The sequence below is a fragment of the Pseudomonas sp. KB_15 genome, from assembly GCF_052114525.1.
In the GTDB taxonomy this organism is placed as follows: Bacteria; Pseudomonadota; Gammaproteobacteria; order Pseudomonadales; family Pseudomonadaceae; genus Aquipseudomonas.
In genome coordinates this window covers 177535-194261 of record NZ_JBFREX010000002.1, presented here as the reverse complement: position 1 = coordinate 194261, position 16727 = coordinate 177535, and the positions used below count along the sequence as shown (strand labels likewise).

Sequence of the window (16727 nt, the reverse complement as noted above, 5' to 3'; positions counted from 1 at the left end):
CTTGCGGGTTCTGTTGATCAAGACTTCTTCGCTGGGCGATGTCATTCACGCGTTGCCGGCGTTGACCGACGCAGCGCGGGCGATTCCCGGCATCAAATTCGACTGGGTGGTGGAAGAAGGCTTTGCCGAGATCCCGACCTGGCATCCGGCGGTGGGCAAAGTGATTCCAGTGGCGATCCGTCGCTGGCGCAAAAACATCTGGCAGACCATCAAGAGCGGTGAATGGAAGCGCTTCAAACAAAGCGTTCGCGCCACGAAATACGACTTGGTGATCGACGCCCAGGGCTTGCTGAAAAGCGCCTGGCTGACCCGTTACGTCAAGGCTCCGGTGGCCGGCCTCGATAAGAGCTCGGCGCGCGAGCCCATCGCGGCGCGCTTTTACAATCGACGTCTGGCTGTTGCCCGCGGGCAGCACGCGGTGGAGCGAGTGCGTCAGTTGTTCGCTATCGCTTTGGGCTATGACTTGCCCAATGGCCTGGGCGACTACGGTTTGAATGTCGAGCGCCTGGTGGAATTGCCGCGCAAGAATCCTTACGTGGTGTTTCTGCATGGCACCACCTGGGATACCAAGCACTGGCCTGAAGCCTATTGGCGCGAGCTGACCGAGCGGGTCGGTTACCTTGGCGTAGGGGTGAAGTTGCCTTGGGGCAATGCCCTGGAGAAAGCCCGCGCCGAGCGCATCGCCGCGGATTTCAAGCACGCCGAAGTGTTGCCAAAATTGAATCTGGCGGGTGTCGGCAAGGTGCTGGCCGGCGCGCAAGCCTGCGTGGCCGTGGACACCGGTCTTGGTCATCTGGCCGCTGCGCTGGATGTGCCGACGCTGTCGCTGTTCGGCCCGACCAATCCGGGCCTGACCGGTGCCTATGGCAAATCGCAGATTCACCTGGCCAGCGACTTCCCCTGTGCGCCGTGCCTGCAAAAGAAATGCACTTACCAACCGACGGCCGAAGATGCCCGTCAGTTTGACCTGAAGCGCGAGTGGCCATTGTGCTTCACGCGACTGAATCCCGAGCGTGTCGCCAGCCGACTGAGCACGTTGTTACTGGCTGAGGAGCTGCGCTGATGCAATTGGCATTTGTCCTGTACAAATATTTCCCGTTCGGCGGCCTGCAGCGCGATTTCATGCGCATCGCCCTCGAATGCCAGAAGCGCGGCCATCAGATTCGTGTCTACACGCTGATCTGGGAGGGCGACGTGCCGCCGGGCTTCGAAGTGCTGGTGGCGCCGGTCAAGGCGTTCTTCAACCATCGGCGCAACGAAAAGCTCAGCGAGTGGATGGAAGCGGACCTGGCCAAGCGCCCGGTCGATCGCCTGATCGGCTTCAACAAGATGCCGGGCCTGGACGTCTACTACGCCGCCGATGGCTGCTTCGAAGACAAGGCGCAGAACCTGCGCAATTCGCTGTATCGCCGCTGGGGCCGCTATCGCCACTTCGCCGAATACGAGCGGGCGGTGTTCGCCAAGGACGCCAAGACCGAAGTGTTGATGATTTCCGAGGTCCAGCAGCCGTTGTTCATCAAGCATTACGACACGCCGCTGGAGCGTTTCCACCTGCTGCCGCCGGGCATTGCCCAGGATCGTCGCCGGCCGGCCGATGCCGATGAAATTCGTGCAGGGTTCCGCGCGGAATTCGACCTCAAGGACGACGAACTGCTGCTGGTGCAGATCGGCTCCGGGTTCAAGACCAAGGGTGTCGATCGCAGCCTCAAGGCACTGGCGGCATTGCCTGCCGAGTTGAAGAAGCGCACCCGGTTGTTTGTAATTGGCCAGGATGACCCCAAGTTATTCCAGATGCAGAGTGCGACCTTGGGGCTGGGCGACAACGTTACGTTCCTCAAGGGACGCAGCGATATCCCGCGTTTTCTGTTGGGTGCCGATCTGTTGATCCACCCGGCGTACAACGAAAATACCGGCACCGTGCTGCTCGAAGCACTGGTGGCCGGCTTGCCGGTGCTGGTGAGCGCGGTGTGCGGTTACGCCCACTACATCGCCGAGGCCGATGCGGGCCTGGTGCTGGACGAACCGTTCGATCAGGCACAACTGACACAGTATCTGACCGGCATGTTGAACGACGCTCTGGCAAGGGCGGCCTGGAGCCGCAATGGTCTGGCCTTCGCCGAAACGGCCGACCTCTACAGCATGCCGCAGCACGCGGCCGATGTGATTCTGGCGGAGCACGCTTAAATGAAGTTGATGCTGGCTGAACCGTTCAAAAGCCTCTGGGCCGGACGCGACCCGTTCGCCGAAGTCGAGGGGCTTGAGGGCGAGGTGTACCGCGAGCTGGAAGCACGCCGGACATTACGCACGGAAGTCGACGGCAACGGGTTTTTCGTGAAAATCCACCGTGGCATCGGCTGGGGCGAAATCTTCAAGAACCTGCTTACAGCCAAGCTTCCTGTACTGGGCGCGGGTCAAGAGTGGAGGGCCATCCAGCGCCTGCAGGAAGTCGGCGTGCCGACCATGACCGCCGTGGCGTACGGCGAGAGGGGCAGCAACCCGGCCGACCAGCACTCGTTCATCGTCACCGAAGAGCTGGCGCCTACGGTCAGCCTCGAAGATTTCAGCATCAACTGGATCAAGCAGCCGCCCGAGCCAAGACTCAAGCGCGCGCTGATCGCCGAAGTCGCACGCATGACCGGCATGATGCACCGCGCCGGTGTCAACCACCGCGACTGCTACATCTGCCATTTCCTGCTGCACACCGACAAGCCGGTGACCGCCGATGACTTCAAACTCTCGGTGATCGACCTGCACCGCGCCCAGACCCGCCCGGCGATCACCTCGCGCTGGCGCAACAAGGACCTCGCCGCGCTGTACTTTTCGGCGCTGGACATCGGCCTGACCCGCCGCGACAAGCTGCGTTTCCTCAAAGGCTATTTCCAGCAGCCGCTGCGTCAGATCCTGAGTGAAGAGGCGGCTTTGCTGGCGTGGCTCGACGGCAAGGCCAACAAGCTCTATGAGCGTAAACAGCGATACGGGGATGCGCTCTGATGTCGGGTTGGAGACTGGAACCGGCCTACAGCGACCTGGCCGATGACTTCGGCAGCCTCGAGGCTGTGTTTGCATTGCAGGGCGAGCAATTGACCAGTGACCTGCTTTCGGAGGTCATCCGTGTCGAGCGCAATGGCGTCAACTATTATGTCAAACGGTATGTGGGCGCCGGCAAAGGCTTGCGTCGTTACCTCGGCAAGCCTCGGGTGAAGATGGAATGGCAGAACCTCAAGCGTTTCGCCAAGTGGGGCATCCCCACCGCCGAAGTGGTGGCCTGGGGGCTGGAGCGGCGCGGTGCGGCCTACGCTCGCGGCGCGATGATTACCCGGGAACTGCCGAATACCGAAGACTTGTCGGCGCTGGCCGAGCGACGCGACCCGAAACTTTCGGATCGCGCCTGGGTCGATACTGTCAGTCGTCAGTTGGCTGAATACACCCGGACCATGCACGACCACCGCTTCACTCATAACGATTTGAAGTGGCGCAACTTGCTGATCGACGATGAGGCTCGAGTGTTTTTGATCGACTGCCCCAATGGCGATTTCTGGCGCGGCTTCTGGCTCAAGTACCGCATCACCAAGGATCTGGCGTGCCTGGACAAGGTCGCCAAGTATCAACTGTCGGCGACCCAGCGCCTGCGCTTTTACCTGCAATACCGCAACCGGACCCGGCTTAATGCTGCGGACAAAAAACGCATCCGGCACGTGGTGAGATTTTTCGAGGGGCGCGAATGACTGATTTTCTGGCTGCTGAGGACCGTGCGCTGCTTGAGCGCCATGGTCTCGGCACGTTCGAGGCACTCTGGGCCAAGCAGCTCGATGCGGTGGATGAACCCAACACCGGTCGCGGCGGCTGGAGCAGCGTGTTTCGGCTGGATCTGGAAGGTCATGGTTTCTACCTCAAACGCCAAAGCAATTACCTGACCCGCACCTTGCGCGCCCCGTTCGGCGAGCCAAGTTTTGCACGCGAGTTTCGCAACATCTCCCACTACCAGAAACTGGGGATTCCGGCGCTGGAAGCGGTTTTTTACGGTGAGCGCAAGGTCGATGGCGAAGTCCGGGCGATCCTGCTGACCCGTGCCCTGGATGGTTGGGACGACCTCGACTCGCTGTTGCAGCGCTGGGATGAATTGAGCCCCGAGCAGCACTCGGAAATCCTCAGGGCCAGTGGTGAGCTGGCCCGGCATCTGCACGCTGCACGACAGGTGCACGGTTGCTTCTATCCCAAGCACATTTTCATGCGCGCCACCGGCAATGGCTATCAGGCGCAATTGATCGACCTGGAAAAGACCCGGCCGCTGCTGTACGGGCAGCGTGACCGAATCAAGGACCTGGAACCGCTGACGCGCCGTGCGTCCGAGTGGGGCGAGTCGCAACTGCGGGAATTACTGGCCGCCTATCTGGATCAACCGCAGGAAAGCTCATTGATCGACAGCTGGCTGCAGCGCTTGACGGCGCGGCGCAGCCAGAAGAGGCCGCGCTGATGCAATTGTCTGAATTGAAGTCCGCCGGCCGCAATCCGGTTTTGCCGCTGAGCATATCGCTGGCCGATGCTGCCGGCCCCGCCGATTTACAACTGCTGAGCCTGTTGCGGGTGTTGCCGGGGCAGCGTTATGTCGGTGCTGGTGTCTGGCGTGGTCGGCCGGTGTTGGCCAAGTTGCTGGTCGGCAGCAAGGCTGCGCGGCACTTCCAGCGTGAACTGGACGGCGTGCGCTTGCTTGCCGCTCAAGGATTGACCACGCCGCAACTGTTGGCCGATGGCCTGAAAGAAGGCGAGGGTGGCTGGCTGCTGTTCGAGTTTCTGGAGGGCGCCGAAAGCCTGGGTGATACCTGGAAGCAGGTTGAGCAGCAACCGGTACTGTCCGATGGGCAAGGGGCAGTGCTGGCCGAGGCGTTGGGCGCAATCGGTCAGATGCATCGCAAGGGCCTGTGGCAGGAAGACCTGCACCTGGACAACCTGCTGCGTCAGCGTGGTCGACTGTACTTGATCGACGGCGCCGGGATTTGCTCCGAAACACCGGGGCAGCCGCTGTCGCGGCAGAAAGTCCTGGAAAACCTCGGGGTGTTCTTCGCCCAGTTGCCGAAGTCGCTGGAACCCTTCATTGAAGAGTTGCTGGTGTATTACCTGCTCAGCAACGGCGAACACGCGTTGCCCATGGAAGCGTTGCAGAAGCAGATCGACAAGGTCCGCAGCTGGCGCCTCAAGGACTTCCTGATCAAGGTCGGCCGCGAGTGCACGCTGTTCAGCGTCCAGCGCGGGGCCTTCGGATTGCGGGCTATCCGCCGCGAGGAAGAGTCGTCGATGGTGCCGGTGCTGGAGCGGGCCGACGCCTTGCTCGATCAGGGGCATCTGTACAAGACCGGCGGTGCGGCGAGCGTTGGCAAGGTCGAGGTGGATGGCCGTACGCTGGTGATCAAGCGCTACAACATCAAGGGTTTTGCCCACTGGCTCAAGCGTTTCTGGCGCCCGAGCCGGGCCTGGCATTCATGGCGTGAAGGCAACCGCCTGGCGTTCCTCGGGATTGCCACGCCCAAGCCGCTGGCGTTGCTGGAGATGCGTTTTCTATGGCTGCGCAGCCGTGCCTACTTGATCACCGAGTATCTGCCGGGGCCGGACATCATCGAACGTTTTGCGCCGTATGTTGAGCGTGGCGATGCACCGGAAGCCGAGCTGGCGGCGCTGGATCATCTGTTTGCCGAGTTGATTCGCGAACGCATCAGCCATGGCGACTTCAAGGGGCATAACCTGTTCTGGCAGCAGGATCGCTGGGCGTTGATCGACCTCGACGCGATGTGCCAGCACGGCTCCCTCGGCAGCTTCGCCCCGGCGTACGCAAGGGACCGCGCGCGGTTCATGCGCAATTGGCCCGAAAGCAGTGCGCTGTATCAGGTCATCGATCAGCGTCTTCCCAAGGACCTCTCCAGCGCGACCTGAATCGGACCTTTGGTCCTTTCGCGAGCAAGCTCGCTCCTACAGTGGGTCTATGTCGCACATATTTTGTGTGCGGCCGAGAACCACTGTGGGAGCGAGCTTGCTCGCGATGGCGGACTACCCGTCAACCCATGATTGGCTAGTGTCCCGGATTTTATGGGCGCCCAAGAGCTTGCCTCTTGCGGCTAGAGGCTTGCCGCTGCTTTTACGCTATAATCCCGCCCTTTAGCTGTCTCTCGCCCCTTGCGAGGGCACATTAATTTTTGAGGCGCTTGCGCCTGTATGCAGACTAAAGAGGCTAGACCCCTGTGGCATTGACGATTCTTGGCCTGTCCGGCGCCCTTAGCCATGATCCTTCCGCAGCCCTGTATATCGACGGCAAGCTGGTCGCGGCGGCTGAAGAGGAGCGCTTCGTACGCGATAAACATGCAAAGAACCGCATGCCCTACGAATCGGCGAAATTCTGCCTGGAACAGGCCGGTATCAAGCCGTCCGACGTTGACGTAGTAGCGATTCCATTCGCCCCGATCAGCCTGTTCGGCAAGGCCCGCTGGCAGTACGCCAAGCGTTACTGGTACGCCCCGGACCGTGCACTCGACGCGATCCTGATGGGCAACCGTCGCTACAAGCGCTATCGCAACAAGATCGTCTGGTGCCTGGAGCAACTGGGTTTTGATCCGAAGAAGATCAAGATCGAGCCGGTCGAACACCACCTGGCCCACGCCTCCAGCGCTTATCACTGCTCCGGTTTCAAAGAGAAAACCGCGATCCTGGGCATCGACGGCAAGGGCGAGTACGCCACGACCTTCTTCGGTTATGGCGAAAACGGCAAGATCCACAAGATCAAGGAATTCTTCGACCCGGACTCCCTCGGCGGCCTGTACGGCGCGATCACCGAGTTCCTCGGTTTCGATATGCTCGACGGTGAGTTCAAGGTCATGGGCATGGCGCCGTACGGCGACGCCAGCAAATACGATTTCTCGCGCCTGGCTTCGTTCGAAAACGGCGAGCTGGTGATCAACACCGACTACGCCAACGTCATCGGCCTGCGTCGCTATAAAGAGAAGGGCAAGGGTTATTACTTCTCGCCGAAGCTGATCGAGTGGCTGGGTCCCAAGCGCGAAGGCGACATCGCCGACGAGCCTTACATCCACTACGCCGCGAGCATTCAAGCGCTGTTCGAAAAAATTGCGCTGCAGATGATCGACTACTACCTGGGCGACGTGCTCAAGGAAACCGGCAAACTGGCCTATGCTGGTGGCTGTGCGTTGAACGTCAAGCTGAACCAGAAAATCATTGCCCGCGACGACGTCAAAGAGCTGTTCGTACAGCCTGCATCCGGCGACGCCGGTACCGCGGTGGGCGCGGCAGCCTATGTGTCCCACGCCCGTGGCGTACCGGTCGAGAAGATGGAACACGTCTACCTCGGCCCGTCGTACAGCAACGAAGATGTTATCGCTGCGTGCGCCCGTCACGAGAATCAGCCAACCTGGCGCAAGCTCGACAACATGCCGGAGCAGATCGCCAAGATTATGGTCGACGGCAACCCGGTGGCCTGGTTCCAGGGCCGCATGGAGTTCGGTCCGCGTGCATTGGGTGGTCGCTCGATCATCGGCTGCCCGAGCGTGCCGGGCGTGGCGGATCGCATCAACCACCAGATCAAGTTCCGCGAGCGCTGGAGGCCTTTCTGCCCGTCGATGCTCGACACCGTGGCGCCGCAGATGATCAAGATCGATCACCCGGCTCCGTTCATGACCTTCACCTTCGAAGTGGCGGAAGAATGGAAAACCCGCGTGCCGGAAGTCGTCCACGAAGACGGCACCTCCCGTGCCCAGGTGCTCAAGCGCGAATACAACCCGCGCTACTACGACATGATGAAAGCGCTGGAAGTGCTCACCGGCAACGGCGTGTCGCTCAATACCTCGCTCAACCGTCGCGGCGAACCGATGATCTGCTCGCCGACCGATGCGCTGAACATGTTCTTCGGTTCGGATCTACAGTATCTGATCATGGAAGACATCCTGGTGGTCAAAGAGGGCGCGAACGCCTATGACACGTTCGGCTGAACGTCATGTGCTGCAGTTCTGCCACGGCTATGACGGGCCGTTCCTGGACTGCGCACGACAGTACGCCAGCCTGTTCGCGGGGACCGGTTATCGAGTGACCACGGTGTTCCTCACCGGGGTCGCCGATGCCGAAGTCGCCGCGAGCTGTGCCTCCGATGAAGTGCTGTTCATGGAGTACAGCTCCAAGGCCATTCGTGGCCTGAAGCTGGGAGCCATCGGCGATCTGCGCAAGATCGCCGTGTCGCGCAACTTCAGTTTCTGCATCGCTCACCGCTTCAAACCGATCTATATCGCCTTGCTCGGTACGTCGTTGCCGGTCATTGGCGTGCATCACGGGTTTGAAGACTACAAGCGCGGCAGCCGCAAACTGTTCGCCCATATATTCCGCAAGCGTTTGAGCCTGCTCGGTGTGTCCGACGCGGTGCGCGACGACATGCGCAGTTGCCTGCCGAAGTGGCCGGCTTCGCGAATTCAGACGTTGTACAACCGCATCGACGTCGATGCCTTGCAAGCCACGCAGGTGTCGGCTCGCGAGGCCCGGGAAACCCTCGGTCTGGCGGCGGATGCCTGGATCGTCGGCAACGTCGGACGGCTGCATCCGGACAAGGACCAGGCCACGCTGCTGCACGGTTTCGCCGAAGCGTTGCCGGGGTTGCCGGCCAACAGCCAGCTGGTCATTCTCGGTAAAGGGCGTCTGGAAGAAAACCTCAAGGCTTTGGCCCGGGAACTGGGTATCGGTGACCGGGTGCTGTTTCTTGGGCAGGTGCCGGATGCGCGCAACTACTTCCGCGCCTTCGATGTGTTCGCCCTGAGTTCCGATCACGAACCGTTCGGCATGGTGCTGCTGGAGGCCATGGCCGCCGGTGTACCGTTGCTGGCCACCGCCTGCGGCGGAGCGAAGGAAGTGGTCGAAGGCGTGGGTATCCTGTTTCCGTTGGGCGATGCCGAACATCTGGCGAAGGGGCTGCAACATTTGGCCGCCATGGATGAGCAGCAACGCCGACAGTGTGCCGAGTTGATGCTTGAGCGCCTGCGCGAACGCTTTTCCGACCGCGCCGTGCGCGATGCTTTCTGGCACTTGCCGCACGTTACCGAACTGGCACAGAGGGGCTGATGCTCAACCGATTTCAAGGCTGGCGCGAGCGTGGCTGGGCGGTAGTCGACGCCTCGACTTACGCCGAAACCTGGCAGCGTTATGGCGGCAGCGTCGCGACTCATCCCATGGTGGTCGAGCGGCTGGCGAAACTGGCCGACATTCCTGTGCGTTACCTGGCCTGGGTGCAGGCTGACGAGATCAAGGCGGCGATCCCGACCTGGGGCCGCGACCTTGCCTTGTCCAAGGACGTACTCAAGCGTCGCGGCAAGAAAGGGCTGTTCGATCTGGGTAACGCCGAGATCATCCTGCCGGCTGCTGCCGATGCCCAGGCGCCTTTGCGCCATCGCGGGCGCTATCTGTCGGCGTTGAACGAGGGGCGGTTCACCGGCATCAGGTTACAGGCCGAGCAGCTGGCCATGGCTCGCACACCCGAAGAACTGTCGAAAAAATTTCGCTATAACCAGCGTCGCGAATTGCGCCTGCTTGAAGAGGCCGGTGGCGTGGTGCGGCCGGTGTCCGAGTTTTCCAGCTTCGATCTGGCGGCGATTTACTGCGTCCTGTTCCAGCGCCGCTGGGGCTTCCCGGCGACGGGCGCCGAACGCATGGCCGAGGTCATCGAGCTGCTGCGCGAGTGGCTGATCGGTTCGGTGATTTTCCTCAACGATGCACCGATTGCGATTCAACTGGTGTACCGCGTCGAAACACCGCACTGGATCAGCGTCGAGTACATCAACGGTGGGGTCGATCCCGAAACCCGTGAGTTCAGCCCCGGCAGTGTGCTGAGTTTTCTCAATACGCAAAGCGCCTGGGAACATGCCCGGGCACAGGACAAGCCGTTGCGCTTTTCCTTCGGGCGCGCCGACCGTGAATACAAGGATCGCTGGTGCAACCCTGTGCCGGTTTTCACCGTATGAGCCAAGCCATGAGCCGCAAACAGCAACTGCTCAAGCGCCATCGGCGCAATAAACGTATCGGCCTGTTGATTGCGCTGGTGCTGTTGATTGTCATCGGTGTGCTGGTGGCCTGGTGGTTGCCGCTGGTGCTGGCGGTTCTCGGCTGGATTGCCCACGAAGCCTGGTTTGCAGATCATCTGTTCTACTCACCGAAAGACGATTACCAATACAGCTTTCCCCCCTACACGCCACAGCCCAAGGTGCACCTGAACGGTGAACATTTGCGGCTGGACGAAGGCGTGATGCTGGTCGACGACGCGACGCTGGTGTTGGCCCTGCGGGTAAAAAGCACCTGGCTGGGACGGTTTATCGATCCGGTGGTCGAGTTGGCGGGGGGCGAAAATCCTGACCGGCAAACCTTCGAGCGGGGCGTGAACGGCCTGCGTTACCTCAATCTCAGTGGTCAGGCCCAGGCGCTGTCCCGTGGTGACCTGCGCTTGCGAGGGCGTTTCTGTCGAGTGTTCGGTGAGCCTGTGCTGTGGGCGTTCGAGCATCCGGATTACCGGCGTCAGCGGGTGATGGTCATCGCGCCCCACGCCGATGACGCCGAGCTGGCGGCCTACGGTTTGTACAGCCAGGCCGACGAAACCTGGATCGTCACGCTGACCGCCGGTGAAATCGAAGCCGAACACTATCGGCAGATGGGTCTGAACAAGGTCGATGCGGCCCGCTTGAAAGGCCGCCTGCGTACCTGGGACAGCATTGCCGTGCCGCGTTGGGCCGGTGTGCCCGAGGCTCACTGCGTACAGCTGGGTTATTTCTGTCTGCAACTGGCGAGCATGCAGGCCGCGCCAGCCGTGGCGGCGGGATCGCGGGAAGCCGACCTGAGTGACACCCGGCTGTTCCGCCAGTTGAATCCTTTCGTGCTACCGGGCGATGCCGATGGCGCGCCGACCTGGAGCAATCTGCTGGCGGATCTGCGCGAGTTGCTGCTGCGGGCCCGGCCCGAGGTCATCGTCCTGCCGCACCCGACCCTGGATCCGCATCCCGATCATATCTGCGCCCAGGCAGCAGTCCTCGAAGCCTTGCAAGGCCTGGACTGGCAACCGACCACGCTGCTGGGCTATGCCAACCACTTGCACGACAACGACCGCTGGCCGATGGGCGATACCGGTGATGGCATCGCCTTGCCGCCGGCCTTCGACGCGGCCCAACCGATGCAGCCTTATTGCCTGCCGATACCGCTGGAACAACAGCGAGACAAAGCCATGGCGCTGGGCATGATGCACGACCTGCAACCGCAGATGCCGTTCAAGCGTCGCTTGCGTCGGTTGATACAACGGTTGTTGGCCGGCCGGTTGCCGCCCACCTATGGCGAGAACGAATTCTTTCGCAAGGCAGTCCGGCGCCACGAGCTTTTGTGGTCCCTCAAGCACACACCAGGCAATGTTTCTCAGCGGGGAGAGTTATGAGTCAGCGGTTAAAGGTCCTGCAGCTGCAGCCTGACTACAATGTCAAAGCCCATGATTTCGCCGACCTCGCGGAGCAAATCGTCAAGGCCCTGCCCAGTGACCGCTATGAAGTGACTGCCGCGTTTTTGCGTGGCAAACCCGGGCCGGGCGAAGCGGTGAGCCGAGCCGACCGTTCGGTGTACTTCGAATTTTCCGACAAGTCCCTCAAGGGCATGCGCCTGCGGGCCATGTGGCGGCTGTATCAGTTCTGCCGTCGGGAAAAATTCGATGTGGTGATCTGCAACCGCTTCAAACCGGTCAACATGATGCTGGCACTCAACCGCTGGTTGAAAGTGCCGCTGTGCATCGGCATTTCCCACGGTTTTGGCGAGTACGACCGTTTTTACCGGCGCCGCCAGACCCAGCGCCTGATCGATCGTCACTGGCGCTTCGTTGGTGTGTCGCCTGCGGTGAAACAGTATCTGCTGGATTGCGACTGTGGCTTCACTGACCAGAATACCTACGCCATCACCAATGCCATCGACATCGAGCAAGCCGAAGGCCTGCAACACAGTCGTGAAAAGGCCCGTGAAATGCTGGGCATCGATCCGTCGGTGCGGCTGATCGGTGCGTTGGGGCGACTGGTGCCGGTCAAAGGCCATATCTATTTGCTGCAGGCCTTTGCCGCGCTCAAGGACAAATACCCGAATACCCAGCTGGCGATCATCGGTGCCGGTCGCGAAGAGTCGCGCCTGGCTGCGGAAATCGACCGCCTCGGCCTCAGCGGTCGTGCCCATTTGCTGGGGTTCAAGGAAATCGCCCTGCAGTACATTCGCGCTTTCGACATCTGGACCATGCCATCCCTGGCCGAAGGCCTCGGGCTGGCGCTGCTTGAAGGCATGAGCGGGCATTTGCCGGTGATTGCCTCGAACGTGCCGGCCATGTTGCCGCTCATCGAGGGGGCCGGTGGCCTGGCGATTACGCCGAAAGATGTGCCGACGCTGCAGGCTGCGCTGGACACCTACCTCGGGCTGTCGGATGACGAGCTCAAGGCCAGGGGCGAGCAGGCCTTCCGTTATCTGCAACAACACCATGACATCGAGGTATTCCGCCAGGAATACCTGAACCTGATCGACTCCGGCCTGGAACAGGCCCGCAAGGAACAGCCATGAACGACGCGCAACCCATCGTCACGGTCATCATCGCGTCGTATAACCACGCCCCTTACATCGAGGAAAGCATTCTCAGCGTCCTCAACCAGACCTATCGGAACATTGAGTTGCTGGTGGTCGACGATGGCTCGAAAGACGACAGCGTCGAGCGGATCAAGGCGTTGCAGGCCATCCATGGTTTCGACTTCCGGGTTCAGGAGAACCAGGGGCTGACCAATACTCTCAATGGTGCGATTGCCCGGGCAAAGGGCAGTCTGATCGTGCCGTTCGGTTCGGATGACATCATGTTGCCGGAGCGGATCGCCACGCAGGTCGCTCATATGGACGGCAAGCCCGAGGTCGGCATTTGCGCCGGCAATATCGAGCTGATCGATGCCGATGGCAATCTCTACCCCGAGAAGCGCCAGCGCCGGGATGTCCCGTTCCGCCGCCTGGACTTTGACGACATGTTCCTGGAGCGCAAGCCCTATCCTCCGGCACCCACCCTGATGATCCGTCGCGAAGCGCTGGACAAGGTGGGCGGTTTCGACCCGACCATTCGCCTGGAAGACTTGCTGATCGAGTTGAAGGTGACCCATGCCGGTTACTTCATCGATGGTCTGAACGTGTTGATGGCGCGCTATCGCAAGCACGCCACCAACTCCTACAAGAACCACCGCTTCATGATCGACAGCATCCTGCGTACCTACGCGCTATTCAGCGATCACCCGCTGTATGACGAGGTGCGCTACAAGTTTCTCAATTCCATGTTCCTCAAGACCGCCAACCGTGATCGCAAGCTGGCGCGGGAGTTGCTGGCGCAGATTCCGTTCAAGGCCTGGAACAAGAAGACCTGGCGTGGGCTGGGCCGGATGTATTTCTCACGGTTGGAGAAAGACTGAGCCGCAGGCGGGACTCAAATGGATATCGGGACGGCATGACAGATCCGCGGGACCTGCCCCGGCGATTGCTCAGGGTTGTTGAACCATATTCTCCGAGAGCTCTTTGCGGGCATTCCTGTTTTGGCGTAGCCAGTGCAGGGTTTTCTTGCCGGCGTCGATCCCGGGTTTTTCGATATACAGGTAAGTCAGGCTGCTGATGATGATCAGCAGGCAGCTGCACACTGCCAGCAACGGCAGGAAGACCCAGGCTTCCCGACTGTCGAGATGCAATAGCAGTGGCAGTCGCTGTACCAGTACCCAAAGCACGAAACCGTGCAGCAAATACGTGCTGTAGCTGATTTCCCCCAGCCAGCGGATGCTGTGTGGCTTCAGGGCGCCGAACAAGGTATTGCCAGACGCCACGATCACAAAAAACAGTGAAAGCAGCAGCAATGCTCCCAGGTTGAATGCGCGGTTGAATGCCGTGAAGGCGATCGCCAATGCGAGCAGGGCGATGATGCCCGCCAGCGGAGACAGGCTCCAGGCGACCCATTGTGGCCGGCGAATCCAGTACGCCGCAGCGATGCCGCCGAGGAAACTGGCCATGTAGTGCTTTTTCAGCGAGTGTTCCCAGCCGACCACCTCGTAAAGGGCATAGATGCCCACCAGGCACAGCACCGTCGACATCCAGCCGCCGCGATAAATGAACACCATGGTGACCAGTGGCAGGGCCAGGTAGAAAAACACCTCGTAACTCAGCGTCCAGGTAACATTGGAGATCAACATGCCGGTCTGATGGTACTGGTTGACGTCCGGCCGGTCGAAGGTCAGCCAGGCCAGGGTCTGGCCAATGAGCTGGGTCGCGGGATCCTTGAGTTCCCAGTCTTGCAGATAGAACACGGTGACAAACACGGCCAACATCAGCGGCAGATAGAGCGGGTAGAGGCGAAACAGCCGCGATACCGCAAACGCCAACCAATCGTGTTTCTGTCCGTGGGTGAGCAAGCGGTCCCAGAACAGAAAGCCGGTGATCATGAAAAACAGGGCAACGCTGCCTTGGCCGAGCTGCGAATAGAAATTGCTCGGCGGAAAATCGATCACGCCGGTTTGCAGGAAGATCCAGGTAATGATTGCGTGGTGCACGAACACGCCGAAGGCCAGGTACCCGCGCAAGCCGTCGATGCCGGCATAGCGGCTTTCACCAGAGTGCTCCAGCTGTCGGCTGATGCTCGGTACGGTGCGCAACAGCAGCGCAGCGGTCGCGATGGCGAGCAGGTAGGCCGTCATCGCGATAAGCGGGTTGGTTTCTTTCATCGGTGAGCCTGGACCGGAGGGCTCCCGGCCAGCACTTGCCTGTGCAAATTATCCACGTCGGCTTTCGAAGCCGTCGCGGCGTATCCCTGCAGCAGCGCTTCGAAGTGATCCTCGAACAGCCAGTGCCGATCTTCTGCGTAGCGCTGCATGTGGCGCAGATTCCGCCGACGCAGGGAAGGGCTCAATGATGAAGGGTATATTCGCAGGTCGGCCAGGTCGATCAGGCCAAACTCGCCGTCCTCCAGCACCAGCACATTACCCAGGTGCAGGGAGCGGAAGTAGACCCCTTGCTGATGCAATTGAGCCATGAACTTGCCGAAACGTTCCACGAGTGCCTGGCGCACCGCCGGGGCGGTGATGCCTTGCAGGATCTGGCGCAGCGTGTTGCCCGGCAACGGAGAGTAGTGCACAGCGGTGCTGCCGTCTTCGAACCGGTAGAGGTCGAGGATGTGCGGTGTGGGGATGCCCATGTTGCGCAACTGAACACTGTTGGCGGCAAAGCGCTCGGAATAAGGGGTGAAGCTGCCCGAGGTGTACCAGCGGCGGCGGCGGAACAGCTTGAGGAAGCTGCCATCGTTCAGGCGCAGGACTTTAGGGCCCAAACCGTCTTCTTCGATGATCCGGGCCTCGGCAATCAGTAGTTGCAGGGCACTTGGTGTCATGGTCTTGATCGGCATGTCCAGCAGGCGTCTGGCCCGCTGATTGATGCTCAGTGCGGCAATCAGTGCCAAGGGGATCCACAGCAGGAACCAGTGCTCCTTGGGGCGAGAGATAATCCCGCCACCTTCAGTCAGGCTCGCGCCGATACCGAAGGCCAGCCAGGCTGAGGCAATGATAAACAGCGGTTGCACGCGATGGCGCCGGCTACTGATGAAGCCCCACGCGAGAAAAAACAGCCATGGCAGCAGACCGATAATGCCGACGTAGTAGAGCACGCCCAGGACAAAGCTATGGGGTTCCTCAAAGGGGTAGCCGACACCTGGGTCCAGAGTCAGCTCGGCGTTGTAGCCGTGTCCGATCCATGGATGTTCAGCAATCTTGTCCAGGGTCAACTGCCAGAGCTCGATACGGAAGGAGCTGCCTCTTTCGAAGATTTTGTGTGCAAACAGCACGAACGTCGCCGTTCCCGCGATGAACATGGAGCCAAGCATGAAGACCGAGCGTCGGTTCCAGCAGATGAAGCACAGCCATAGTGCAGCCAGTGTCAACGCAACCAGTGGGGTCCTGGAACCGGTGGCCAGCACTGTGGCGAACATGATTGCCATCGCCGGTATGCTCAACCAAAGTACCTGGCGTCGCTTGCAGGTCATGCTCAGGCTCAGCCAGTAGGTACAGAAAAAGCCGAAAACGTGGGAGCTGAGTAGTGGATTGTCGAACGCGCCTACACCGATCAGGCGCATTTCCGGTTGGTAGGTCTGGCCGAACCTGTACAGGTTGTAGACGGAAGCGATCAGCGCGACCATCGCAGCGCAGAACAGCAGGGGCTGAATGATTTCGCTGCGATAGCGCACCAGCAGGTAGCAGCCAACGAACAGAAACAGGGTATGCAATGGTGGTTTGAACTGACCAAAGTCAATACCGTCGCCCGGCCCCCAGCGCAGGCTGAGCAGTGCCCATGCCAAAAACAGCAGGACTGCAATGACGACCGGTTCGTGCAGCAATTCTTTGCTGAGTCGTGGACGCAGGCACAGGGCAATCAGTGCCGGAATGCTGAACAGGCCATAGTAAAGCTTGTGAAGGACACTGCGCCCTGGCAGGAAAAACAGCGCACAAAGCAGCAATAGATAACCGAGCGGAAGGATCCACAGACAAATGAAATCGAAGATCCTATTGGACGTGCTGTTCAAAGCGTTTAATTGCATGCTGAGTAACTTATTCCTGAATTGAGCGACCGTACCAAGGCAGGGACAGCAGGTGGCTATTTGACGCGCCACAATACACAGACTGTATGCG

At 60.4% G+C, this 16727-nt stretch carries 14 protein-coding genes; 12 read left to right on the top strand and 2 right to left on the bottom strand.

Annotated elements, in window-relative coordinates; genetic code table 11:
* The first annotated feature begins 1 nt into the window (after position 1).
* The 12 genes from waaC (at position 2) to AB4Z35_RS03265 (ending at position 13481) form a co-directional block, all read left to right on the top strand.
* Entirely contained in the window at positions 2 to 1063 is a 1062-nt protein-coding gene (waaC, locus tag AB4Z35_RS03320; RefSeq protein ID WP_442096022.1) for a lipopolysaccharide heptosyltransferase I, read from the top strand.
* On the top strand, positions 1063 to 2184 hold the full coding sequence (locus AB4Z35_RS03315; RefSeq protein WP_007996588.1) for a glycosyltransferase family 4 protein: 1122 nt from the start codon (positions 1063 to 1065) through the stop codon (positions 2182 to 2184). Before waaC ends, AB4Z35_RS03315 begins: the two co-directional genes overlap by 1 nt.
* Positions 2185 to 2991, top strand: a complete 807-nt coding sequence (gene rfaP / locus AB4Z35_RS03310; RefSeq protein ID WP_442096021.1) for a lipopolysaccharide core heptose(I) kinase RfaP — start codon at positions 2185 to 2187, stop codon at positions 2989 to 2991.
* Complete coding sequence (locus tag AB4Z35_RS03305) at positions 2991 to 3725, top strand: lipopolysaccharide kinase InaA family protein (RefSeq protein ID WP_442096020.1); 735 nt, start codon at positions 2991 to 2993, stop codon at positions 3723 to 3725. The genes rfaP and AB4Z35_RS03305 overlap by 1 nt, the downstream gene beginning before the upstream one ends.
* Positions 3722 to 4474 carry a lipopolysaccharide kinase InaA family protein gene (locus AB4Z35_RS03300; protein WP_442096019.1) on the top strand — a complete coding sequence of 251 codons (753 nt, stop codon included), beginning with the start codon at positions 3722 to 3724 and terminating at the stop codon, positions 4472 to 4474. Before AB4Z35_RS03305 ends, AB4Z35_RS03300 begins: the two co-directional genes overlap by 4 nt.
* On the top strand, positions 4474 to 5925 hold the full coding sequence (locus AB4Z35_RS03295; protein ID WP_442096018.1) for a lipopolysaccharide kinase InaA family protein: 1452 nt from the start codon (positions 4474 to 4476) through the stop codon (positions 5923 to 5925). The genes AB4Z35_RS03300 and AB4Z35_RS03295 overlap by 1 nt, the downstream gene beginning before the upstream one ends.
* Before the next feature lie 305 nt (positions 5926 to 6230).
* Positions 6231 to 7988, top strand: a complete 1758-nt coding sequence (locus AB4Z35_RS03290) for a carbamoyltransferase family protein (protein WP_442096017.1) — start codon at positions 6231 to 6233, stop codon at positions 7986 to 7988.
* Positions 7972 to 9102, top strand: a complete 1131-nt coding sequence (locus AB4Z35_RS03285; RefSeq protein WP_442096016.1) for a glycosyltransferase — start codon at positions 7972 to 7974, stop codon at positions 9100 to 9102. Before AB4Z35_RS03290 ends, AB4Z35_RS03285 begins: the two co-directional genes overlap by 17 nt.
* Complete coding sequence (locus AB4Z35_RS03280; RefSeq protein WP_442096015.1) at positions 9102 to 9998, top strand: antimicrobial resistance protein Mig-14; 897 nt, start codon at positions 9102 to 9104, stop codon at positions 9996 to 9998. Before AB4Z35_RS03285 ends, AB4Z35_RS03280 begins: the two co-directional genes overlap by 1 nt.
* 8 nt (positions 9999 to 10006) lie before the next feature.
* Positions 10007 to 11449 carry a PIG-L deacetylase family protein gene (locus AB4Z35_RS03275; RefSeq protein ID WP_442096014.1) on the top strand — a complete coding sequence of 481 codons (1443 nt, stop codon included), beginning with the start codon at positions 10007 to 10009 and terminating at the stop codon, positions 11447 to 11449.
* Positions 11446 to 12600, top strand: a complete 1155-nt coding sequence (locus AB4Z35_RS03270) for a glycosyltransferase family 4 protein (RefSeq protein ID WP_442096013.1) — start codon at positions 11446 to 11448, stop codon at positions 12598 to 12600. Before AB4Z35_RS03275 ends, AB4Z35_RS03270 begins: the two co-directional genes overlap by 4 nt.
* The gene (locus tag AB4Z35_RS03265) at positions 12597 to 13481 is read left to right on the top strand and encodes a glycosyltransferase (protein ID WP_007996573.1); all 885 of its coding nucleotides are present in this window, start codon (positions 12597 to 12599) and stop codon (positions 13479 to 13481) included. The genes AB4Z35_RS03270 and AB4Z35_RS03265 overlap by 4 nt, the downstream gene beginning before the upstream one ends.
* Positions 13482 to 13550: 69 nt before the next feature.
* Here the strand turns inward: AB4Z35_RS03265 and AB4Z35_RS03260 are convergent, their stop codons facing one another.
* On the bottom strand, positions 13551 to 14774 hold the full coding sequence (locus AB4Z35_RS03260) for an acyltransferase family protein (RefSeq protein ID WP_442096012.1): 1224 nt from the start codon (positions 14772 to 14774) through the stop codon (positions 13551 to 13553).
* On the bottom strand, positions 14771 to 16636 hold the full coding sequence (locus tag AB4Z35_RS03255) for an O-antigen ligase family protein (RefSeq protein ID WP_442096011.1): 1866 nt from the start codon (positions 16634 to 16636) through the stop codon (positions 14771 to 14773). Before AB4Z35_RS03255 ends, AB4Z35_RS03260 begins: the two co-directional genes overlap by 4 nt.
* Positions 16637 to 16727: the final 91 nt, after the last annotated feature.